Origin of the sequence: Streptomyces sp. NPDC044571, from assembly GCF_040647115.1 — a bacterium.
Lineage (GTDB): Bacteria > Actinomycetota > Actinomycetes > Streptomycetales > Streptomycetaceae > Streptomyces.
Genome location: NZ_JBEZBN010000001.1, coordinates 234174 through 257454 on the forward strand (window position 1 = coordinate 234174; position 23281 = coordinate 257454).

11 protein-coding genes are annotated in these 23281 nt (G+C 69.2%); 2 read left to right on the forward strand and 9 right to left on the reverse strand.

Going from position 1 to position 23281, the window contains the following annotated elements:
* Positions 1–90 precede the first annotated feature (90 nt).
* Together AB0B01_RS00970 and AB0B01_RS00975 are read right to left on the reverse strand one after the other, a co-directional pair.
* On the reverse strand, positions 91–336 hold the full coding sequence (locus AB0B01_RS00970; protein ID WP_361711668.1) for a hypothetical protein: 246 nt from the start codon (positions 334–336) through the stop codon (positions 91–93).
* Positions 333–6629 carry an RHS repeat-associated core domain-containing protein gene (locus AB0B01_RS00975; protein WP_361711670.1) on the reverse strand — a complete coding sequence of 2099 codons (6297 nt, stop codon included), beginning with the start codon at positions 6627–6629 and terminating at the stop codon, positions 333–335. Before AB0B01_RS00975 ends, AB0B01_RS00970 begins: the two co-directional genes overlap by 4 nt.
* A 372-nt stretch (positions 6630–7001) precedes the next feature.
* On the opposite strand from AB0B01_RS00975, the gene AB0B01_RS00980 reads away from it, so the two are divergent.
* A complete protein-coding gene (locus AB0B01_RS00980; protein ID WP_361711672.1) occupies positions 7002–11027 on the forward strand; it encodes an FG-GAP-like repeat-containing protein in 4026 nt (1341 codons plus the stop codon).
* A gap of 297 nt (positions 11028–11324) precedes the next feature.
* Positions 11325–13541 (forward strand): germacradienol/geosmin synthase, encoded by a 2217-nt coding sequence (locus AB0B01_RS00985; protein ID WP_361711674.1) that lies wholly within the window; start codon positions 11325–11327, stop codon positions 13539–13541.
* A 94-nt stretch (positions 13542–13635) separates the two neighbouring features.
* Here the strand turns inward: AB0B01_RS00985 and AB0B01_RS00990 are convergent, their stop codons facing one another.
* The 7 genes from AB0B01_RS00990 to AB0B01_RS01020 all read right to left on the reverse strand — a co-directional run bounded on the left by AB0B01_RS00990 (position 13636) and on the right by AB0B01_RS01020 (position 23273).
* A complete protein-coding gene (locus AB0B01_RS00990; RefSeq protein ID WP_361711676.1) occupies positions 13636–14868 on the reverse strand; it encodes a GNAT family N-acetyltransferase in 1233 nt (410 codons plus the stop codon).
* A gap of 100 nt (positions 14869–14968) precedes the next feature.
* Positions 14969–16285, reverse strand: a complete 1317-nt coding sequence (locus AB0B01_RS00995) for a YncE family protein (protein WP_361711678.1) — start codon at positions 16283–16285, stop codon at positions 14969–14971.
* 101 nt (positions 16286–16386) lie between these two features.
* Entirely contained in the window at positions 16387–17550 is a 1164-nt protein-coding gene (locus AB0B01_RS01000) for an XdhC/CoxI family protein (protein WP_361711680.1), read from the reverse strand.
* A 69-nt stretch (positions 17551–17619) separates the two neighbouring features.
* Positions 17620–19083: an NCS2 family permease gene (locus AB0B01_RS01005; protein WP_361711682.1), complete on the reverse strand. Its 1464-nt coding sequence runs from the start codon at positions 19081–19083 to the stop codon at positions 17620–17622.
* Between the two features lie 289 nt (positions 19084–19372).
* The gene (gene pucD, locus AB0B01_RS01010) at positions 19373–21775 is read right to left on the reverse strand and encodes a xanthine dehydrogenase subunit D (protein WP_361711684.1); all 2403 of its coding nucleotides are present in this window, start codon (positions 21773–21775) and stop codon (positions 19373–19375) included.
* 2 nt (positions 21776–21777) lie between these two features.
* Positions 21778–22377 carry a (2Fe-2S)-binding protein gene (locus tag AB0B01_RS01015; protein ID WP_361711686.1) on the reverse strand — a complete coding sequence of 200 codons (600 nt, stop codon included), beginning with the start codon at positions 22375–22377 and terminating at the stop codon, positions 21778–21780.
* Positions 22378–22379: 2 nt separating this feature from the next.
* Positions 22380–23273: an FAD binding domain-containing protein gene (locus AB0B01_RS01020; protein ID WP_361711688.1), complete on the reverse strand. Its 894-nt coding sequence runs from the start codon at positions 23271–23273 to the stop codon at positions 22380–22382.
* Between the last annotated feature and the right edge of the window lie 8 nt (positions 23274–23281).

The window sequence follows — 23281 nt, forward strand, 5'->3', positions numbered from 1 at the left end:
CACCCTCTCGGTGAGCCAAGCGCCGTTTCGACCGTCAGGAGTACGCGCCCGCTCTGCACCGTGCAGAGCGGGCGCGCGCGTGTCGCGGGCTCACGTTTCCTGCGAAGCCATACCAGCCAGGGCGTCCCTCAGAACGTCTGCCATCTCCTCTTCTCCGACATATGGAGAACCCTCCCAGGGGCGATAAAGCGAGATGGACTCGATGGTTGATTCAAACAGATCCGTGTCCATGAAGTCGCGGACAAGAATGTCTTCCATCTTCCGAACTGCCTCCATTGAGCGATCCTCGCCGGAGATGAAGGACTCCGCCAGTTCGATGAACCTTTCGCGCGTCACGGCAACTTGACCTCCTTCGGGATCATGACTGTCACGACATAGTTCGGATTGCTGCCACTCACGACAACAAAGGGTTTTCCGGGAAGCTGTGGCGCCTGAATACGAATGGTGTCCCTGGCCGGGTCATACTTCACCTTCGTTCCGGTTTCCAGGATGTGATCGATCACGTTCAAGGTCGTCGGGGGGCGGCCCGGCCCACTACCCGCAACTCGTTCAGCAGCATGCATACTCAGAGTACGCCCGCCAGGTGTAACGAGTGTGGGTATGTGCATCCCAAGGTCTTGACGGTTGGCAAATCCGCGATTGTAGGGGACGACGGCGCCATCCGATTCGGCCGCACTGGAGCTACCGCCCGCGCCCTTGCCCATCGCGGCGGCGGCGAACGAACCGGAAATCGATTCGATCAGCGGGCCGCTCAGCATGTAGCTGACCCGGAAGTTGCACTTGCTTTCGCTTTCGTCCGCCGAGCAGTACATCCGCTTCATCTCTTCGATGCTCGGCTTCTGCACTTGGTTGCGGTTGGGGTCCTGGACACTGCCCTGCGGAACGCCCTGGGCAGGGTAGCCGGAGGCCGTCTGCACATAGACCACCTTCGGCTTCGGAGGGGCCTGGCCACCCGTGCCGCCGCCCTGGCGGCCTTGAGTCCCGCGGCAATCGGGGTCGTGGCTGCAGGCACGCTGGTAGGCCTGCTGCTGCCGGCGCTTGCGCTCGACGTATTCGGGGGCGAGGGTGCCCCCGACGGAGTTCACGATGGTCTCGTAGCGGTTGCCGTAGTCGTACGGGTCGTTGCCGTTGTGGCACTTGTACATGCCGCTGGCGCACTCTTCGAGAGCCAGGCCCGTGGGGTCCCAGAACGTGAACGGGTTCTGGTTCGAGTAGGCGTAGCCATGGAGCTGCTGCGAGTCCATGAGGTCCATCACGGGATCGACGGATATGAACCGCCCGGTCAGGGGGTCGTATTCGCGTGCGCCGATGTGGGTGAGTCCGCTGTCGGTGTCCTTGGTCCCGCCGACGAAGGTCTTGTCGCCCGCCCAGCCGGACGGCTGGGTGCCGCGGGTCTCGCCGAACAGGCCGGTCTTTCGGCGGGTCACCGCCTGCGTGGCATCCGCCGTGACCTGGGTGGTGCCGGTGCCGTGGTGGTCGGCGAGGGTGAAGGTGAGCTTGCCGCCTTCGCGCATCGCCACACCCGCGTAGTAGCGGGTCCCCGTGACCGCCCCGGCTTTGTTCAGGTGCAGTTCGTTGCCGCCGGGGAGGTAGAGCGTGGTGCTCTTGGTGTCCTTACGGAGCAGTCGCTGGCCGGCGGTGTCGTAGAGGAAGGAGTTGCTCGTTGTGCCCTGGTTGAGGGTTTTCAGATGCCCTTCGACGTCCCAGTCGAGGTACTGGGTTTCACCAGTGCCGCTCTTGCGGGTCTTGGTGCTGCCAATCTCGTCGTAGGTGAAGGATTCGTCGTGGGGGTCGGTGCCGGTCTGGGTGACCTTGGTGAGGTCGTGCTTCCCTGAGGTCGGCGGAGTGTAGGTGCGGATGGTGTCCGCGGTCGGGCCCGAGGCCGTCTTGTGCTTGGTCTCGGTCTTGCGGTTGCCGACCGCGTCGTAGGTGTAGGTAGTCCAGTACGGGTCCTCGCCGCCGATGACCGTGGTCGACGGGGAGGCGGCGCAGGTCTCGCCCTTGTTGGTCCAGGCCTCGGTGATGCGGCGCAGCGCGTCGAGGTTGACGCACTGGGTGTCCGTGGTGCGGGCGGCGTCCTGGCCGTAAGCCGTGGCGATGGAGGTCAGGTTGCCGGCAGGGTCGTTGGTGTACTTGGTGTCCTCGATCCGCTGGGGAGCGAGATCACGGTCGATGTAGGCGCGGCTCACGGCGCCGGTGTGCTCGTCGTACTCGGTGGATCCGTAGAGGCGCTGGCCGAGGGCTCCGAGCTCCTGGCGGGTGCTACGGCCGTAGTGGTCGTAGGTCATCGCCGAGACGAGGCGGCTGCTGCCGGCGGCCATGCTGTTGAGCAGGCCGGAGACCGACTTGTAGGTGCTGCCGACCGTTTCCGCGGGCAGGTCGCCCATGGCCGGGTGCTTGGTGGTCAGGAGCTGGCCGGTGATGTTGTAGGTGTTCGTCCACTGGTAGGTGCCGGCCAACGCCCCCGTGTCCGGGGCGGACGGGATGGTCACCTTCGTGGCGAGCGGCTGGTAGAGGTTGTTGTAGGCGAGAATCTCGGACTCGTAGCCCTGGCCGTCGACGTAGCGGACCGTCTTCGTCGGCTGGCCCTTGGCAACCGTGTCGTAGACCACAGCGGTCAGCACGGTTGTGCCCTGCTTGGTCGCGACCGGACGGCCGAGGTCGTCGTAGTCGGTGTGCAGGGTGATGCCACGGGCGTCGGTGACGTCGGTCGTCCGGTCGCCGGCGTCGTAGACGGTCTTGGTGATGCCCTTGTCCGGGTCGTTCACCTCGACCTGACGGCCGCGGACGTCGTAGGCGTACGTCCACTTCGCGTTGCCCGGGTCGGTGACCTGAGCCAGCCGGCCCAGCTTGTCGTAGCCGTACAGCGTCGACTGCGAGCTCGTGCGGTCGGCGTTGGTGTACTGCTTGAGTTCGGTGGTGCGGCCCTGAGCGTCGACGACCGTGGTGGTCACCGTTCCGCCCTGGGGCGGGATCACCGTCGTGGTGTCACCGGTGTAGCTGGTGGTGGCGCGCTTGGTCTCGGTGCCGAACTTCTTGGAGATCACTGCGGTCGGCCGTCCGGCACCGTCGAAGACGGTGTCGGTGGAGGCCGGGTAGTTGAGCTCCTGACCGGTCACCAGGTCCGGCGAGGGCGCACCGTCGGCGTAGTAGGTGCCGGAGTTGCGCCAGGCCAGGCCTCGGGTGTCGTAGAACGTCTCGGTGATGAGACGTCCCGCCAGGTCGGGCGACTGCGTCTGCGTCTGGCGTTCGCGCAGCAGACCGTCCTGGATGGAGTAGACGGTGGAGTACTTGTAGTCGTGTGTCAGCGACTTCGAGGTGACGACGTTCGGGCCGTCGTTGCGGACCGTGTAGTCGAAGACACGGCTCGGGGTGTTCGGGTTGTCGACGGCCGTCCAGTTCGGGGCCCAGACCTTGGTCGTGCGGCCGAGGGCGTCGTACGCCGTGGTGGTGACCTTGCCGTTCGCGTCGGTGGTCTTCGTCGGCTGCCCACGCAGCGGATCGAGTTCCGTGGTGATGACGTGGCCCAACGAGTTGGTCACCGTGGTCGAGGTCGGTGCCTCGCCCGTGGCAGGCGTGTAGGCGGTCGTGCTGACCTTGTTGTACGCATCCGTGCCGGCCAGGGCCCGGCCGTGGATGTCGTAGCAGAGCTGGTTCTTCGCCGCTCCGCACGTGGACGGCACAGAGCTTTCCAGGTCGTAACCGTCACCCTTGCCGTTGATCTTCTCGGTCTTGGTCACCAGGCCCGCACCCGGCACGGTGCCGAGGGCGCCGTTGTCGAAGTAGGTACGGATGTCGCTGATGACGTCGGACGGACGGCTGGCGGGCGAACCGCACGGAACGGCGACGGTCTCGACCCGGCTGTGCTTGTCCAGGATCCAGCTGTCCGTGTTACGCGCGTACGTGGTCGTGGTGCAGGTCTCGTCACCCGTCTTGGAGGTGTCGCCCGTCGAGGACTCCCAGTCGACCATGCCGTAGTCGTCGAAGTGACTGGTCGACTCGACCGTGCGGGTGCCACCGGTGACCGTCGTACGGGTGGACTCCTTCTCCGTTCCCGTCTTGTACGAGACCAGGTCCGGAAGGCCGGAGCGGGTTCGCGTGGCGAGCGCATCCGAGCGCCAAGGGGTGTAAGAAGTGGCGGATACCAGTTTGGAGGTGTCATCGCCGTTGTACAGAGCTGTCTCGCGCGGGACGCCGGCGAACTGCTCGCGGTCGGTGACGGCAGCGCCGGTGGAGTCCTTGACGTCCTTACCGTCCAGACCGCGGAAGTAGCGGGTCTCGGAGAGCGTCTTCGGGTCGGACGCGGCGCCGGTGCGGGTCTGGACGAGTTCGTAGCCGCGCCCCACGGAGTGGACGCGGTCTTCGGCCTTGGTGAACTCGCTCGTGTCCTTGGCCCAGGCCGCTCCGCCCAGGTACGTGTACGAGGTCACCTTGTCCGGGGTGGAGGCGAGGTTGTCGCCCTCGACGATCTGGGTGGCGACGTAGCTGTTGAACCAGTCGACCTTCGATGTGTCGCCTTCCCAGGCCCACTTGACCGGGTAGCAGCGCGTCGTGTTCGTCTCGTCCGGTTTGGGGAGCGTGGTGGCGGTGCAGTCGGGCTGGGAGTAGGTGACACCGATGGTGCCGCCGGTCTCCGTGTTCACCTGGGACATGCGCAGCCGGATGTACGGCGCGAGGCCGTCACCGAGCGCGTCGACGCGGTTCGGCCGCTGCTCGCCGGTGAAGGTGACCGGCGGAAGCGTGATGTCGGCGGCGGCACCCGACTTCGCGGTGTGGACGATGGACTTCAGCCACAGCGGGGTGGAAATGCCGTCGCCTGCCGGCGGGAAGTTCTGGTCGAGGATCCAGGAGTCGACGTCCTGGTAGGTGCCACCGGTGAGGATCTTGGTGTTGATGCCGGTCAGGCGTTTGCGCGACCAGAACGTAGGCGAGTACTGGTCCTTGCATTCGGTGGACCCGTCCTTGCAGAACAGGTCGTAGGGGGAGTCGGGCCAGTTCTTGGCGTTGGTCTCGTCGAAGGTGCCGCAGGTGCTCAGGCAGCGTTCGGAGACGTCGAAGGTGACCTGGCCCATCGCCTTCGCGGTGTAGACGCTGTCGGAGCGCAGGCCGTAGTCGATGTGGTCGAGCCAGCCGCCGCGGATGTACGGGGTGACCGTGGCCTTGCCGGTGGTCTCCGAGACGTTGCGGCCGTAGTTGTTGGTCTCGGTCTTCCAGTAGTACGCGATGGCGCTGCCGCCGGGGGCGACGACGTAGTCGAGCTGCCAGCGCCAGGCCTGCTGGCACCAGGCGCTCGCGAACGAGGCGTTGTAGCAGGGCTCGCCGGCCTGGTTTCCGAAGACGGGGACGGTCCAGGCGGAGTTCGTCGTCGGCGTGGACGCGTCCTTCCAGCCCGGCAGCCGGTTCAGACCGAAGAAGTACTGCATGCCGTCGGTCGTGGTGATCTTCCAGTGCTCACCGTCGTTGTCCCCGTTGGAGGCACCGGTGAGCTTCTCGACCTTCTCACCCGAGTCGGACGCCGGATGCCAGCCCTTGCCGGCCTCGTAGACGAGTTCGGTGTTCTTGCCGCCCAGGGAGAGGGTGGCGTTGTCGTTGAACCAGCACTGGTCACCCACCTTGGTGGTGTTGGTGCCGCCGGTCTTGTCGTCGTTGCAGGCCTTGTACCTGCGCTCGATGAAGCCGGGCTCCCAGTTCCAGCCGTCACCGATCCACGAGGCCTGGCTGTTCGAGGCACCCATCCGGCCGTCGACCGACTGCGAGCTGTAGCCCAGCCCGATCTGCGGCGCCTGCCCACCGGGGACGGCGGGCACAGTGATGCCGTACGACCAGGAGAAGGCACCGGTCGAACCGCCGGCACTCCACGAACCCGAGGGCTGCAACGACGTGGCCTTGTAGTCGCCGGTCGGGCCCGCGTCGCCCGCCGTGGCGGCGAGGATCGTCGCGCCGGAGGCCGCGGAGGCGGCCGACATCGCCGACTGGCCCGACTTCGCCGAAGACGGCGCGGCGCCCGGCGTGGTGACCTGGGCGGTCAGTTTGCCCGCGCGTGTGTCGTTGTGGGTCTGCAGCGGCTTCTGCGTGCGGCATTCGGCGCGTTGCGGGGTCGTCAGTGCGCAGGCCGGGAGTTCCACCAGGTGCAGGCGGGAGGCGTAGTCACCGCCGTAGGCGCCGCGGAACGCGTTGTAGTCCACCTCGACCTTGGCTGCGCCGGCCTGCGCGGAGCCGTCGGAGCGGCCCACCGTCAGCAGGACGCCGTCGACGCCGGCCTTGCGGGCCGCGTCCTTGGCTGCGAGGGAGACCTTCACCTTGGACGGCGCCTCGGCCGCCTTGCCCGGAGCCACGTACACCGCGACCGGGAGCTTGCCCGCCTGCTGCGAGCCGATGCCGGTGGCCGGTGCCTGCGCCGAGCCGGAGAGGAACGACTTCGATACCGGGCCGGACGAGGAGAGGTTCACCTCCGCCGAACCGGCTGGGGGCCAGGAGACCTTCGGGGCCTTCCACGGCGTCGCCGCGTCGTCGGCCTTCTTCGCGCCACCCGCACGGACCGGCTTGACCGGTACCGCCTTCGGCTGCTTGAGCTCCGGCAGCGAAGCCCGTGGTTTGCTGTCCGCTACGGCGACTGCGCCGGGCAGCATGCCTGCGAGGACCGCTGCGGCCAATGCCGCAGAAAGCCCTCGTATGCGAAATCTTCTCACACCCCACCCCATGTTTCTCAGCAGAATTACCGGCGCAGACTAACAGGGCGAATTCACCGATCTCACACACCGTCACCTACGCGGATGCGACCAAGCGGATCTAGCGGACCAAATAGGGCAGCGCGCGTAAAGTGGTTATAAAAAGCACAGGTCAGCGTGCCTGCAGGGGCGCGCGCACAGTAGAGTCACCACGCATATCCGACAGTGGGAGTTTGTGTGAGAAGAAATGAGGCCCTCTCCGGTGCGCCGGGTGGGCGGGGGGTTTTGCGGGTCATTTCCTTGGCCCTCATAACCGGAATTACTGCTACCGGTTTGACGGTAATACAGCCGTCGGCGACTGCTGCCGCCGCCACCGACCCGGTCGCCGAGGGTTCGATGAGCGCGGCGGACTTCGCGCTCGCCAAGGCCAAGGAAACCGGCCAGCCCTACGAGTTGACCACTGCACGGACCGAGACCTCGGACACCTGGGCGCTCCCGACGGGCAAGTGGCAGGTCAAGCGCTACGGGACCACCGTGCGGGTGCGGCGGGCCGGCGCATGGGTCGCGACCGACCCGACGCTGCAGTTCGCCACGGACGGCACGGTGGCCCCGAAGGCGTCGGCCGTGTCGATCGCCTTCTCCGGCGGCGGCACCGGGCCGCTGCTGACCGGGGTCAAGGACGGCCGGACGCTGTCGATGACCTGGCCCAAGGCGCTGCCCAAGCCGACGCTCGCCGCGAACGTGGCCACGTACGCGAACGTACTGCCCGACGTGGACCTCCAGCTCAAGGCCGACGTCGAGGGCTTCTCCGAGCTGCTCGTAGTCAAGACGCCGGCAGCCGCCCAGCACCCCGACCTGGCCACGCTGAAGTTCAAGCTCGACACCGTCGGCCTGAACGTCTCCCGCGATGCCACGACCGGCCTGCTGCGCGCGGCCAACCCCGCCGGTCAGGACGTCTTCACGGCCTCCGCGCCCATGATGTGGGACTCCACGACCACCGGCGCCACCGCGGCCCCCCAGGCCAAGACCGCGGCCCGGACCCTCGCCGCCGCTGCCGACGGGGCCGAGCCCGCCGCGCCCGCCGACGCGTTCGTTGCGCCCTCCGGCGCCAAGGACGCCCAGATGCCGACGACCATCACGGCCGGCACCCTGGAGATCAAGCCCGACCAGGCCCTCCTGACCGGTGCAGCCACCAAGTACCCTGTCTTCATCGACCCGTCCGTGGCCTGGGGCGAGCGCCAGAACTGGGCCTGGGCCTACCGGAGCTGGCCGAACAACTCGTACTGGAACACCAAGCAGGACGTCCGCGTCGGCTACGAGAGCGAGACGGGCGGCCTTTCGCGCTCCTTCTTCCAGCTCGACACGTCCAACATCAAGGGCGCCCAGGTCAGCAAGTCGACCTTCCGCGTCAAGGAGACGTGGGCCTGGTCCTGCACCCCCACACCCGTCGAGCTGTGGACCACCACCCCCATCTCACCCGCCACCACCTGGAACAACCAGCCCGGCAAGGGCACCAAGCTCGCGACCGTCTCCGCCGCCAAGGGCCGCCCCGACTGCGGCGCCGGCAACCTGGAGTTCGACGCCACCGCCGCCGCCAGGGAATCCGCCACCAAGGGCTGGTCCAGCCTGACCCTGGGCCTGTACGCCTCCAACGAGGGCGACGTCTACCAGTGGAAGCGCTTCGACCCCAAGACCATCACCCTGGAGACGGAGTACAACAACCCGCCCCGTACCCCGTCCGACCCGGGAACCTCGCCCTGGGTCCCCTGTGAACAGGGCGGCACGATCGGCAACGCCACGGTCGGCCTCTACGCGACGATCTCCGACCCCGACGCCGGGAACCTGAGCGCCGAGTACCAGGTCTTCAAGGCCGGCCAGAGCACGCCGGTCGCCACGCAGACGATCCCCGCCAACAACGGCAAGGTCGCCACCTGGAACGTCCCTGACACCAGCCTGCCCGACGGCAGCTACACCTGGAAGGTCCGCGCCACCGACCAGGACAAGGCCACCTCCGGCTGGTCCCAGACGTGCAAGTTCTCCGTGGACCGCAAGCGGCCGACGAAGGCCCCGAAGATCAGCTCGACCGTCTTCCCCGACGGCAAGAACGGCTGGCCCGCGACGGGCACCGGCAAGGCCCGTACCCCCGGCCCGTTCACCATCAGCGCCAACGGCGTGACGGACGTGACCTGGCTCGGCTACTACACCGACTGGGACCCCGAGGTGAAGAGCGCCACCGTGGCCCCCGGCGGTCAGATCGACGTCACGCTCACCCCGCCCGGCGCCGGACCGCACTTCGTGTACGCCCTGAGCCAGGACGCGGCGGGCAACCGCTCCGACACCACCGCCTACCTCTTCTACGCCTCCCGCTCCGCCACCAGGGACATCCCCGGAGACCTCAACGGCGACGGCAACCGCGACATCTGGAGCAACGACTCCTTCGGCAACCTCCTGACCTACGCCGGCCAGGGCAACGCCAAGTTCACCGCCGCCACCCGCGCGGGCAAGAACTTCAACGGCGCCCAGATCGCCACCCTCGGCGACTGGAACGACGACGGGTACAACGACCTCGTCTCCCTCGAACAGCCGGCCGGGGCGACCGGCAAGAAGCTCTTCGCCTACTCCAACAACGGCCAAGGCGCCACCGACAACCCCGTCGAGATGACGGTGGCGTGCCCCGTCAAGAATCCCGGCGCCGGATGTGACTACGGTCCCGACTGGAACGGCGACGACCACTGGTACAACGCGGAGCAGGTCATCGCTGCCGGCGACCTCAACGGCGACGGCTCCCCCGACCTGCTGGTCAAGCAGGGCAAGCAGCTCTGGGCCTACTACGGCAGCAGCTTCGGCACCCTCGACTCCAACGGTGAGCCCGTACTCGTCGGCAACACCGACTGGGACAAGTACACCGTCGTCCTCCCCGGCGACCTCAACGGGGACAAGGTCCCCGATCTCTGGCTCCGCGACAACGCCACCGGCGACGTCCTGCGCACCTACGGCAAGAAGGCCAAGGACGGGCCGGGCGTCGACCTCGCCACCTGGGGCACCCAGACCCGCACCAAGATCGGCAGCGGTGTCACCCAGGCCGCCTTCCCGCAGATCGGCTCGTCGGGCGACGTCTCCGGTGACGGCGTGAGCGACCTGTGGGCGCGCCAGGCGGACAACACGGTCCTCGGCTGGAACGGAACCGCCTCCGGCGGCACCGTCACCGGCTTCTCCGCGAGCTACCAGATCGACGGCGTGCCCGGCGCCAAGATCCCCGCGGGCACCACCCTCGCCTCCGGCGAGGAGTTCGCCTCCGGCAACTCCAAGCTCGTCATGCAGACCGACGGCAACCTCGTCCTGTACACCAAGGACAACAAGCCCGTCTGGGCCACCAACACCAACGGCCACAAGGGCGCCCTGGCCCGGATGCAGAACGACGGCAACCTCGTCGTCTACGAAGCGAACGGCACCACCGCGCTGTGGAGCACCAAGACCAGCACTCCGTACTCGTACGCCGTGCTCCACAGCCGCGGCGTCCTGGTCGTCTACAACGCCTCCGGCCAGAGCCAGTGGAGCAGCGGTTCGCAGAGCCGGCCCGACTACAACGCCGACGGATACACCGACGTCCTCGCCCGCGACACCAACGGCGACATGTGGGTGTACCAGGGCACCGGCGGTGCGGGTACCGGCATGCTCGGCGCCCGCTACTTCGTCGGCAACGGGTTCTGGCGGGACTACTGGACGCACGTCTACACCGCCGACCTCAACAACGACGGCCACACGGACATCGTCGCGCGTACCAAGGAGGGCGACCTCTACCTCTTCCCGGGCACGGGCAGGACCGGAACCGACTCGTTCAGCGGCCGGTACCTGATCGGCATCGGCTGGAACTCGCTCGACCTGGGCTTCGGCGACATCGACGGTGACGGCCGTACCGACCTCATCGCCCGGGACGGCGGCGGCGACCTGTGGGTCTATCCGCACACCGGCGGCACCGGCACCGGCACGCTCGGCGGCCGGGTCTTCATCGGCAACGGCTGGTGGCCCGACGGCTGGACCACCATCCGGTTCGCGGACCTCAACGGCGACCACAAGACCGACATCCTGGGCCGCAACCACAACGGCGGCGAGGTCTACCTCTACCCGAACACCACCGGCAAGACCCTCGCCGACGGCGGACCCATCACCTTCGGCACCCCCGGCTTCCTCGGGAACGGCTTCTGGGACGGGGGCTGGAATCCCTACGCCAGCGACCTCAACAGCGACGGCTCGGCAGAAATCGTCGGCACGACCAACAACGGTGAGCTGTTCGACTTCCAGAGCACGGGCCGCACGCTGATCGGCACCGGCTGGAACGGCTTCGACGTCATCCTCTGACCTGACGCCTGATCGACCTGTCCGATGAGGGGTGGGGTCCCGTACGGGGCCCCGCCCCTCAGTCACATGAAGTCGCAGGAAGTCCCGCGGGCCCGGGCCCCGGCCCCCCGCTCCGGCTCTCGGGCAAGGAGCGCCCCTATCCCCCGGCAGGCCGCGGCGGCGTGGGAACGGCGGCTGCGTCACCTGAAGCGGTGAAATCGCCCTTGGCCCGGCGCGAGCAGGGGTAGGGCACGGCTGAACTCGTGCGGGGCCGCGATGCCGGGGCGCCGCACTCTCGGACCGAAAGGTTTCTCCGCCGTGACGCAGCCGTTCCACCTGCCGGATTTCTATCTGCCCTATCCGGCGCGACGGAACCCCCACCTGGAGGCCGCGAGAACGCACAGCAGGCAGTGGGCCCGCGACTTCGGGATGCTGGAGGGGTCCGGTGTCTGGGAGGAGGAGGACCTCGACGCGCACGACTACGCCCTGCTGTGCGCCTACACCCACCCCGACTGCGACGGCGACGCGCTGAACCTGGTCACCGACTGGTACGTGTGGGTGTTCTTCTTCGACGACCACTTCCTGGAGACGTACAAGCGCTCCCAGGACCGCGCCGGCGCCAAGGCCTATCTCGACCGGCTCGCCGCCTTCATGCCGATGGACCTGGCCGACGGCTTCCCCGAGCCGACGAACCCGGTGGAGGCCGGGCTGAGGGACCTCTGGCTGCGGACCGTCCCTGCCATGTCGGCGGACTGGCGGGAACGATTCTCCGCCAGCACCGCGAACCTGCTCAACGAGTCGATGTGGGAGCTCGCCAACATCGACATCGGACGGGTCCCCAACCCGCTCGAATACATCGAGATGCGCCGCAAGGTGGGCGGCGCCCCCTGGTCGGCCGGACTGGTCGAGTACGTCTCCGCCGAGGTCCCGGCCCGGGTCGCGCACACACGGCCGCTCGGTGTGCTGCGCGACGCCTTCTCCGACGCCGTGCACATCAGGAACGACCTCTTCTCCTACCAGCGGGAGGTCGCCGACGAGGGTGAACTGTCCAATGCCGTCCTGGTACTGGAGACCTTCCTCGGCTGCACCACCCAGGAGGCCGCCGAGGCCTCCAACGACCTGCTGACCTCCCGCCTCCAGCAGTTCGAGCAGACCGCGCTCGTCGAACTGCCCCACCTGTTCGCCGACCACGCGATGACCCCGGCCGAGATCGCCGCCGTCCTCGCCTACGCCAAGGGACTGCAGGACTGGCAGTCCGGCGGCCACGAGTGGCACATGGTCTCCAGCCGCTACATGAACGAGGAGGCCCGGACCACCGCCCCGCTGTCCCTGCCGTTCCTTCCCAAGGGCCTCGGCACCGCCGCCCTCGACCTCCGCTCGATCCTGGCGCCCCGCGCGACGGACCTGCGCCGCCGGTCCTTCACGCACATCCCCTTCGAGCGCACCGGGCCGTCCGTGATCCCGGACATCCGCCTGCCGTTCGCGCTCTCCCTCAGCCCGCACCACGCGTACGCCCGGGAGGGCTCGGTCGCCTGGGCCCGGGAGATGGGGCTGCTCCATCCCCAGCCCGGCGACCCCGGCTCCGTCATCTGGTCCGAGGAGAAGCTGCGAGGCTTCGACTTCGCGCTGTGTTCGGCGGGCCTGGACCCCGACGCCACGCCCCAGGAGCTGCTCCTCAACGCATGCTGGCTGACCTGGGGCACGTACGCCGACGACTACTACCCGGTGGTCTTCGCCCGGTCGAGGGACCTGGCCGCCGCCAAGGCGGCCACGGCCCGACTGATCGCCCTGGTCCCGGTCGACCACGCCGAGCAGGCGCAGCCGGTGACCGCGATGGAGCGCGCGCTCGCGGACCTGTGGGTGCGCACCAGCCGGGGCATGGCCCCCCGGAACCGGGCCGAGTTCCGGGGCACGCTGGTCGACATGCTGGAGAGCTGGCTGTGGGAAGTGGAGAACCAGGTCCACCACCGCATCCCGGACCCCGTGGACTACGCCGAGATGCGCCGCCGCACCTTCGGCTCGTCCTTGACGATGTACCTGTGCCGGCTGGGCCAAGCGGGCCGGGGCATCCCCGACGGGGTCTACGCCTCGGGGACCATCCGGTCCCTGGAGAACGCCGCCGCCGACACGGCCTGCCTGATCAACGACGTCTTCTCCTACCAGAAGGAGGTGGAGTTCGAGGGCGAGGTGCACAACCACCTCGTGGTCACACGGAACTTCTTCGACATCGGCTATCCGCAGGCCCTGCACATCTGCCATGCGCTGATGACGCAGCGCATCGAGGAGTTCGAGCACATCGTCGTGAACCAGCTGCCGCTGCTCTACGACGACTGGGAGCTGGACCCCGCGGCCAGGGCGGGGATGGAGGCCTACGTCGGGGAGCTCCGGGACTGGATCGCGGGTGTCCTCAACTGGCATGTCCAGGTGCGGCGTTATCGTGAGGAGGACCTGAGCCGGGCACCCGACGGGCTGTCCTCCGCGATCCGGAGTTCCTCCTTCGGCATGGCGGCGGCCCGGGTCTCGCTGCCCGCCTGACCGATGAGCCCGGCGGCGGGGACGGTCCGCTCGCCCGCCCCCGCCGCCGTACCCGGTTCCCCGGCCGGCCGGCAGGCGGCCCGCCGGGCCCGGGTCAGAACGCGTCGGCGGTGTGCGGCAGCAGCTCCGTGCGCAGGGCCGTGTCCAGTGCCGCCGCCGCGCCGGGCGTGTGCTCCACCACCAGCCCGGCGGCCACCAGTTCGGTGATCCGTGTCCCGCTCAGGTAGCACGCCGCCAGGTCCCGTACCTCCAGTTCCAGGTCCGGGGCCGCGTCGGTGCTCTCGTACGCCGCCCCGCCCGGGGCAGCCTTCAGCCGGAACCGCCCGGCGTTCGCGGGCAGCCGTGCGTCGGCCACGTCCAGCACCAGTTCCACCGGGGCGGCCCAGGACCGCGCCGTCAGCGCCGCCCGTACGTCGACCAGGCGCAGCCACAGCGCCGGGAACTGGGCGGTGACCCGGACCTGGTCCCGGTCGGAGGCGAAGTGCAGCAGCGGGTCGTCGGGCGGCCGGCCCCACGCCCGGACCCGGCCGGTGAGGTCGAGGGCTGCCAGGCACTCCCACAGGGCGGCGGCGACGGCCGGGGTGTCGGCCTCCAGCTCGTCCACGCGGACCAGGCCCGGGCTGCGCACGGCCCCGCCGTCGCCCTCCGGCTTGGTGCGGAACAGGACGTACCCGGCGATCGGTTCGCCCGGCTCGCCGAGGACGATGATCCGGGGCGGGCTCAACTCCTCGTCCTCCTCGTCCTGTTCGCACAGCCGGCCCTCGTTCCAGCGCTGCGGGCTGCTGGTCGGGCGTCCGGCCCGGACCGCGCGGGCCGCTTCGTGGTACGGCCCGATCACCTGCAGGGCGTCCGCGGGGTCGACCAGCCGCAGCGGACGCCGGTCGGGTTCGATGCGCAGGGCCAGCGGCCGGGTGGAGTCGATCTCGACGGTGGCCCCCTGGGTGGCCGCGCCGTAGCCGAAGCGTCCGTAGATGGCGGATTCGGAGGCCCACAGGGCGGCGATCGGGCATCCCGCGGTCCGGGTGCGCCGCAGCTGCTCCCCCATCAGAGCGGTGAGGACGCCGCGGCGGCGGTGGGTGGGGGCGACGGAGACGAAGGTGAGCCCGGGGCAGGGCAGATCGGCGCCGGGCACCGAGAGCCGGAAGTCGTGCGCGGCCATGAATCCGACCAGGGTGTTCCCTTCGTAGGCGCCGAGCCGGGCGCACTGGCGCAGGAGGGCGTGGTGGCGTGCGCGCCCCTCCTTCGCGGGGCGGTCGTGGAAGACCAGGTAGGCGAGTTCCAGCGCGCGGTCGATGTCGGACTCGGTTACCTCGCGGATGTCCACCATGATCCGGAGACTAATCGGTCATCGCGGACCGGTCACCCCATAAAGGCCGGATCTGCGAGTCTGGCCGGTTCCCACCTGCCCGGGGGTGCGACCGGGCCCCCTACTGCGGCCCGGGTCCGGTCCAGCCGTTCGGCACGTGGGCGAGGCGGACGCGCTGGGGGTGGTCGCCGACGGGTACGGAGACCCGCTTGGCGCCGGTGGCGAAGTCGATGGCGGTGACGCGGTCGGCCCCGCTCTCGGAGATCACGCAGGCGGTGCCGTCGCCGTCGACGGTGGCCCAGTACGGTTTGGCGGCGGGCACCAGGGGCCCCGGGGTGAGCGTGGCGCGGTCCAGGACGGTGGCGTAGTCGTCCATGGTGCCCGCAATGCAGAGCCGGGCGCCGTCCGGGCTCATGGACATGCCGTGGTGGCGGGAGTCGTTGACCCAGGTGGTGCGGTCGGTGCTGGTGGCGGGGTTCGGCGGGAGTTCCTTGACGCGGGTGATCCGGTCGGTGGCGATGTCGTACTCCACCACGCCGCTGAAGAAGGACACCTGGAAGTACAGCTTCGACTCGTCGGGGCTGAAGGACATCGGCCGGACCGCGTCGGAGAGGTCCCTGCGCCCGAAGGCGTCCAGCCGCTCCCGCATGTCGATCACGCGGACCGTGCGAAAGGTCTGCGTGTCGACGACGGTGATCTTCCGGTCGCCCTTCGTCCAGTCGAGCCAGGGGGCGTCGAGCGCGGAAGTCACGTCGCCGATGGAGCTGTTCCACAGGTAGCGGCCGTCGCGGGTGAAGGTGTTCTCGTGCGGTTTGTCGCCGGTGGAGAAGGAGCCGATCTGCCGGCCCGTGGCGATGTCGAGGACGTGCACGGTGTTGGCGGTGGAGGCGGAGACGGCCACGCGGGTGCCGTCGGGGGACACGGCCATGTGGTCGGAGCGGAAACCGGCCACCGGGAAGCGCCAGTTGATCCGTCCGGTGCCCAGGTCGACGGAGACGACATCGGCGAAGCTGGGTCGGGAGACGACGACGGCGGAACCGTCCGGGGTGGTGTACATGTCGTCGACGAACTGGTCGTGGCCCTCGCCGGCGGTGTTGCGGATCCCGAGGAAGAAGCCGAGCTTCACGGGGTTGAGGTAGATCTCCCGCAGCCGCTCCTCCTTGTCGGGGATCACGTTGATCCGGCCGATCCTGGCGAGGTCCCCGGTGGAGGCGAGCACATCGGCGGTGCCCTCCCAGTTGTTCCCGACGAACAGCACCTCGCGCAGCCCTGTGGCAGGCGGGGCCGCGGGGGCGGCGGGCGCCGCGGGGGTCGCGGGCCCTGCGGCCGGGGCGGCGGACACGGCGGCCGGGGCGGCCGCGAGGGAGGCGGCGGCCAGGAGAGCGCCGGCCAGGAGCGTGCGTACGGACCTGCGGGCGGTGCGTTCGGGCCGGGACATCCGCTCAACTCCCTCATAGGAAAGCGCTGTTACCGGCGGGTAAAATAGAGGCAATGGGAAGAGGGCGCAACCCCCGCGGGGTCGCGCCCTCTTCCCGCGCCTCAGGCGACGGAGCCGATCCTGTCGATCACCGACTTCGAGGTGTCCGGGTGGATCGGGATGTGCGCCCCGGTCAGCGCCGCACCGGAGCCGCCGCGCCGGTTCGCCACGATCTCGGCGGCGATGGACAGGGCGGTCTCCTCCGGGGAGCGGGCGCCGAGGTCCAGGCCGATCGGGGAGCGCAGCCGGGCCAGCTCCAGCTCGGTCACGCCGACCTCGCGCAGTCGCTTGTTGCGGTCCTCGTGCGTGCGGCGGGAGCCCATGGCGCCGACGTACGCGACGGGGAGCCGAAGGGCCAGTTCGAGCAGCGGGACGTCGAACTTGGCGTCGTGGGTGAGCACGCACAGGACGGTCCGGCCGTCCAGGAGGCCCTGATGCGACTGCGCCTCCAGGTAGCGGTGGGGCCAGTCGACGACGATCTCGTCCGCCTCGGGGAAACGGTTCTTCGTCGCGAAAACGGGCCGCGCGTCACACAGCGTGACGTGGTACCCGAGGAACTTGCCGATCCGCACCAGGGCGGAGGCGAAGTCGATGGCCCCGAAGACCAGCATCCGCGGCGGCGGGACGCTGGACTCGACCAGGACCTTGAGCGGCTCTCCGCAGAGCCGCCCGTCGGCACCGATCTCCAGTACGCCGGTCCGGCCCGCGTCCAGCAGGGCGCGCGCCTCCTCGGCGATGGTGCGGTCCAGCTCGGGGTGGCCGCCGAAGCCGCCCTCGTGGCCGCCTTCGCCCCGTACGAGCACGGCGCGGCCCTTGAGCTCGGCCGGGCCCTCGGCGATCCGGGCGACCGCCGCCGCCTCCCCGCGGGCGGCGGCGGCCAGCGCGGCCGCGAACACCTCCCTGACGGGAGCGCCCACGGGGACCGGGGTGACGAGGATGTCGATGATCCCGCCGCAGGTCAGGCCCACGGCGAAGGCGTCTTCGTCGCTGTAGCCGAAGCGCTCCAGGACGGGCTCGCCGTCCTCCAGCGCCTGCCGGCACAGCTCGTACACCGCGCCCTCCACGCATCCGCCGGAGACCGAGCCGATGGCCGTGCCCTCGCCGTCCACGGCGAGTGCGGCCCCGGGCTGCCGCGGTGCGCTCCCGCCGACCGCCACCACGGTGGCGACGGCGAAGTCACGTCCCTGCTCGACCCACCGGTTCAGTTCTTCGGCGATGTCCAGCATTGCGGCCTCCTCGGAGAGGGTCGGTTTCCAGTATCGGATGCGTGGAGGGTCGGGTGGGGCGGACCTGACTTACTTGACGCCGAGCCACGCCTCGATGGGGTGGAGGGCGAAGAAGACCAGGAAGACGCCCGTCAGGACCCACATGAAGGCGCCGATCTCGCGGGCCTTGCCCTGCGCGACCTTGATGGCCACGTAGGAGAGCACACCGGCGGCGACACCGGGCGTGATCGAGTAGGTGAAGGGCATGATCACCACGGTCAGGAAGACCGGGATGGCGGTCGCGCTGTCGGCCCAGTCCACGTGGCGGGCGTTCTGCATCATCATCGCGCCGATGACGACCAGGGCCGCGGAGGCCACCTCACCCGGGACGATCTGCGTGATCGGGGTGAAGAAGAGGCAGAGGGCGAAGAAGAGGCCGGTGACGACGGAGGCGAGGCCTGTGCGGGCTCCCTCGCCGACGCCGGTGGCGGACTCGACGAACACGGTCTGGCCGGAGCCGCCCGTCAGGCCACCGATGGCGCCACCGGCACCGTCGATGAACAGCGCCTTGGACAGGCCCGGCATGCGGCCCTTGTCGTCGGCGAGCTTGGCCTCCGTGCCGACGCCGATGATGGTGGCCATCGCGTCGAAGAAGCCGGCGAGGACGAGGGTGAAGACGATCATGCCGACCGTCATGACACCGACGTCACCCCAGCCGCCGAACTCGACCTTGCCGAACAGCGAGAAGTCGGGCATCGAGAGGGCGGAGCCCTCAAGCACCGGCGCGCCGTTCTTCCAGGCCTTCGGGTCGATGTCGGCCACGGCGTTGAGGATGGCCGCGAGGACGGTTCCGCCGACGATGCCGATCAGGATCGCGCCGGGAACCTTGCGGGCCTGCAGCATGAAGATGGTGAGCAGGGTGACGCAGAAGATGAGGACGGGCCAGCCGGCGAGCTCGCCGACGGAACCGAGCTGGACCGGCGGACCGAACTCGGAGCCCTTGCCGACGAAGCCGGCCTTCACGAGACCGATCAGGGCGACGAACATGCCGATGCCCATGGTGATCGCGTGCTTGAGTGCGAGGGGGATCGCATTCATGATCATCTCGCGGAGGCCGGTGACGACCAGGAGACAGATCACGACGCCGTACATCACGCACATGCCCATGGCCTGCGGCCAGGTCATCTGCGGGGCGACCTGCGAGGAGAGCACGCCGGAGACGGAGAGGCCGGCGGCCAGCGCGAGCGGGACCTTGCCGACGAAGCCCATGAGCAGGGTGGTCAGGGCGGCGGCGAAGGCGGTGGCCGTGATGAGGGCCTTCTGGCTCATGGTGTCCCCGGCGACGTCCTTGCCGGAGAGGATCAGCGGGTTGAGCAGGAGGATGTACGCCATCGCCATGAAGGTCGTGACGCCGCCACGAATCTCATTGCCGAGGTTGGATCCTCTGTGGGTGATGTGAAAGTACCGGTCGAGCCAAGACCGTCCGGCGGGGTTGCGAGAGCCGTCGCCGGCCTCTTCCGCGGTGGTCTTGGGCTCCACAGACGACTGGGTCATGGTGCCTAACTCCCAAGGTTCAAAGGGGCACCCGCATGGGGATTGGAGATCGCGGGATTTGGGATGGTGCGTTTGGCTGCACGACCCGGGGTGACGGCCCGAGGCGACGCGAATGGTTACTGCGTGTACGGGTACTGCGGGGGGGGTGTACTGCAGTTGAAGCGGACCGCGAGCGGTGCGGTACTTCGTACTCCGGGCGGTGGGACTGGAAGTGTGACGTTCCCGTGTCACACCGCCCGGAGAGTCTCAGGGGGGTCCGGGGGCCTCGCGGCCCCCGGACCGCGCCGTCCTAGAGGGTGCCGGTGAGGGCTTCCGGACGGATCGGCGTCTTGTTGAGCTCCAGACCGGTCGCCTGCCGGATCGCCGCGAGGACGGCCGGGGTGGACGACAGGGTCGGGGCCTCGCCGAGACCGCGCAGGCCGTACGGCGCGTTCGGGTCGGCGAGCTCCAGGACGTCGACCGGGATGGTCGGGGTGTCGAGGATGGTGGGGATCAGGTAGTCCGTGAAGGAGGGGTTGCGCACCTTCGCGGTGTTCGGGTCCACGATGATCTCCTCCATGACCGCCACGCCGAGACCCTGGGTGGTACCACCCTGGATCTGGCCGACCACGGAGAGCATGTTCAGGGCCTTGCCGACGTCCTGGGCGGTCGCCAGCTCGACGACCTTGACCAGGCCGAGCTCGGTGTCCACCTCCACGACCGCGCGGTGCGCGGCGAAGGTGTACTGCACGTGGCCGTCGCCCTGGCCCGTGACCAGGTCGAACGGGACGGTCGGCCGGTGGCGGAACTCAAGTTCGAGGTCGATGGCCTCGCCCTCAAGGATGTCGGCGATGTCCGCGAGGACCTCGCCGCCGTCGGTGACGACCTTGCCGCCCTCCAGGAGCAGCTCCGCGTTGGCCCACGCCGGGTGGTACGAGCCGTTCTTGCGGCGGCCCATCTCCAGCAGCGCCTCACGGACGTGCTCACAGGTGTTCTTCACCGCGCCACCGGTCATGTACGTCTGCCGCGAGGCGGACGTGGAACCGGCGGAGCCGACCTGGGTGTCGGCCGGGTGGATGGTCACCTGCGTGACGCCCAGCTCGGTACGGGCGATCTGCGCGTGGACGGTGACACCGCCCTGGCCGACCTCCGCCATGGCCGTGTGCACCATCGCGACGGGCTCGCCGTTGATGACCTCCAGGCGCACGCGGGCGGTGGAGTAGTCGTCGAAGCCCTCGGAGAAGCCGACGTTCTTGATGCCGACGGCGTAGCCGACACCGCGGACGACGCCCTCGCCGTGGGTGGTGTTGGAGAGGCCGCCCGGCAGCGCGCGGACGTCCGCGCCCTCGCCGGCGGTCTCCCACTGGCGCTCCGGCGGCAGCGGGCGGGCCTTGACCCGGCGCAGCAGCTCGGCGACCGGGGCCGGGGAGTCCACGACCTGGCCGGTGGGCATGATCGTGCCCTGCTCCATGGCGTTCAGCTGGCGGAACTCGACCGGGTCCATGCCCAGCTTCGCCGCGAGCTTGTCCATCTGGGCCTCGTAGGCGAAGCAGGCCTGGACGGCGCCGAAACCGCGCATGGCGCCGCAGGGCGGGTTGTTCGTGTAGAGCGCGATCGCCTCGATGTCGACGTCGTCGATGACGTACGGGCCGACGGAGAGGGAGGACGCGTTGCCCACGACGGCCGGGGAGGCCGAGGCGTAGGCGCCGCCGTCCAGGACGATCTTGCACTTCATGTGCGTGATCTTGCCGTCCTTGGTGGCGCCGTGCTCGTAGTAGAGCTTCGCCGGGTGGCGGTGCACGTGGCCGAAGAAGGACTCGAACCGGTTGTAGACGATCTTGACCGGCTTGTTCGTGGCCAGGGCCAGGAGGCAGGCGTGGATCTGCATCGAGATGTCCTCGCGACCGCCGAAGGCACCGCCGACGCCGGAGAGCGTCATGCGCACCTTCTCCTCGGGCAGGCCGAGGACGGGGGCGATCTGCTTGAGGTCCGAGTGCAGCCACTGGGTGGCGACGTAGAGGTCGACGCCGCCGTCCTCGGAGGGTACGGCGAGGCCGGACTCCGGGCCGAGGAAGGCCTGGTCCTGCATGCCGAAGGTGTACTCGCCCTCGACGATCACGTCGGCGCGCTTGCGGGCCTCCTCCACGTTGCCGCGGATGATCGGCTGGCGGTGCACGATGTTCGGGTGCGGGACGTGACCGGCGTGGTGGTCGTCACGGCCCTCGTGGATCAGCGGCGCGTCGGCGGCGAGGGCGGAGGCCTCGTCCGTGACGAGCGGCAGCTCCCGGTAGTCGATCTTGATCTTGGCGGCCGCGCGGCGGGCGGTCTCCGGGTGGTCGGCGGCCACGAGGGCGACCGGCTCACCGTGGTGGCGTACCCGGCCGTTGGCGAGAACCGGGGTGTCCTGGATCTCCAGGCCGTAGTTCTTCATCTCGGCCGGCAGGTCGTCGTACGTCAGCACCGAGTAGACGCCCGGCATGGCCAGGGCCTCGGAGATGTCGATGGAGGCGATCTCGGCGTGGGCGACGGTGCTGCGCAGGGTCTGGCCCCACAGCATGTCCTCGTGCCACATGTCCGAGGAGTACGCGAACTCACCGGTGACCTTGAGGGTGCCGTCCGGGCGGAGCGTGGACTCGCCGATGCCGCCCTTGTTGTGCTTCTGGGTGACGTTGGTCGGCGTACCGGCGGGCACGGTGCGGGTGTTCTGAGCCATGATCAGACCGCCTCTCCCTGACGGGCGGCCGCCAGGCGGACCGCGTCGAGGATCTTCTCGTAGCCCGTGCAGCGGCACAGGTTGCCGGACAGGGCCTCACGGATGTCCTGGTCGGACGGGTCGGCGTTGCGCTCCAGCAGGGCGTCGGCCTGGACCAGCAGACCCGGGGTGCAGAAACCGCACTGGACGGCGCCGGCGTCGATGAACGCCTGCTGGATGTTGGAGAGCTCGACGCCCTCACCGGTCTGGGAGTCGGTGCCCTTGGCGGACCACTGCTTGGCCTCGTCGGTGGACACGCCCTTGCCGCCGCCGCACGCGCCGGTGCCGCAGGAGTGGCCGTGCTCCTCGCGCTGCTTGGCGAAGTCGGCCAGGCCCTCGACGGTCACGACGTCGCGGCCCTCGACCTGACCGGCCGCGACCAGGCAGGAACAGACGGGCACGCCGTCGAGGCGGACGGTGCAGGAACCGCACTCCCCCTGCTCACAGGCGTTCTTCGAACCCGGCAGGCCCAGGCGCTCACGCAGGACGTAGAGAAGGGACTCGCCCTCCCAGACGTCATCGGCTTCCTGCGGACGACCGTTGACAGTGAAATTGACGCGCATGGTTACGCAGCCCCTTCAAGCGAGCGGCCGTTGGTGCCGCGGTACTGCTCCCACGTCCAGACGAGCTGGCGGCGAGCCAAGATGCCAACCGCGTGACGGCGGTACTTCGCCGTGCCACGGACGTCGTCGATCGGGTTGCACGCGCCGGAGGCGAGCTCACCGAACTGCTTGGCGATCGACGGGGTGATGACCTTGCCGTTGTCCCAGAAGCCGCCCTCTTCGAGCGCGGCGTTCAGGAACTCCTCGGCGGCCTTCGCCCGGATCGGGGTCGGGGCGGCCGAGGCGATACCCGTACGCACGGTGCGGGTGTCGGGGTGCAGGGCGAGACCGAAGCCGCAGACGGCGATGACCATCGCGTTGCGGGTGCCGACCTTCGAGTACTGCTGAGGGCCCGTGGCGTTCTTGATGTGGACCGTCTTGATGAGCTCGTCGGCGGCGAGCGCGTTGCGCTTCACGCCGGTGTAGAACTCGTCGATCGGGATGAGCCGGGAGCCGCGTACGGACTCGACCTCGACCTCGCAGCCGGCGGCGAGGAGGGCGGGGTGGGAGTCACCGGCGGGCGAGGCGCAACCGAGGTTGCCGCCGACACCGCCGCGGTTGCGGATCTGCGGGGACGCGACCGTGTGCGAGGCGAGCGCGAGACCCGGCAGCGTACCGCGCAGGTTCTCCATGATCTGGGTGTACGGGACGGAGGCGCCGAGCTTGGTGACCTCCTCGCCTACCTCCCACTCCCGCAGCAGCTCGATGCGGTTGAGGTCGAGGAGGTACTCCGGACGGCGGTGGTCGAAGTTGATCTCGACCATGATGTCGGTGCCACCCGCAATCGGCACAGCTGTGGGGTACTCGGCCTTAGCGGCGAGCGCCTCCTCCCAGCTGGCGGGGCGAAGGAAGTCCATCTGCGGCT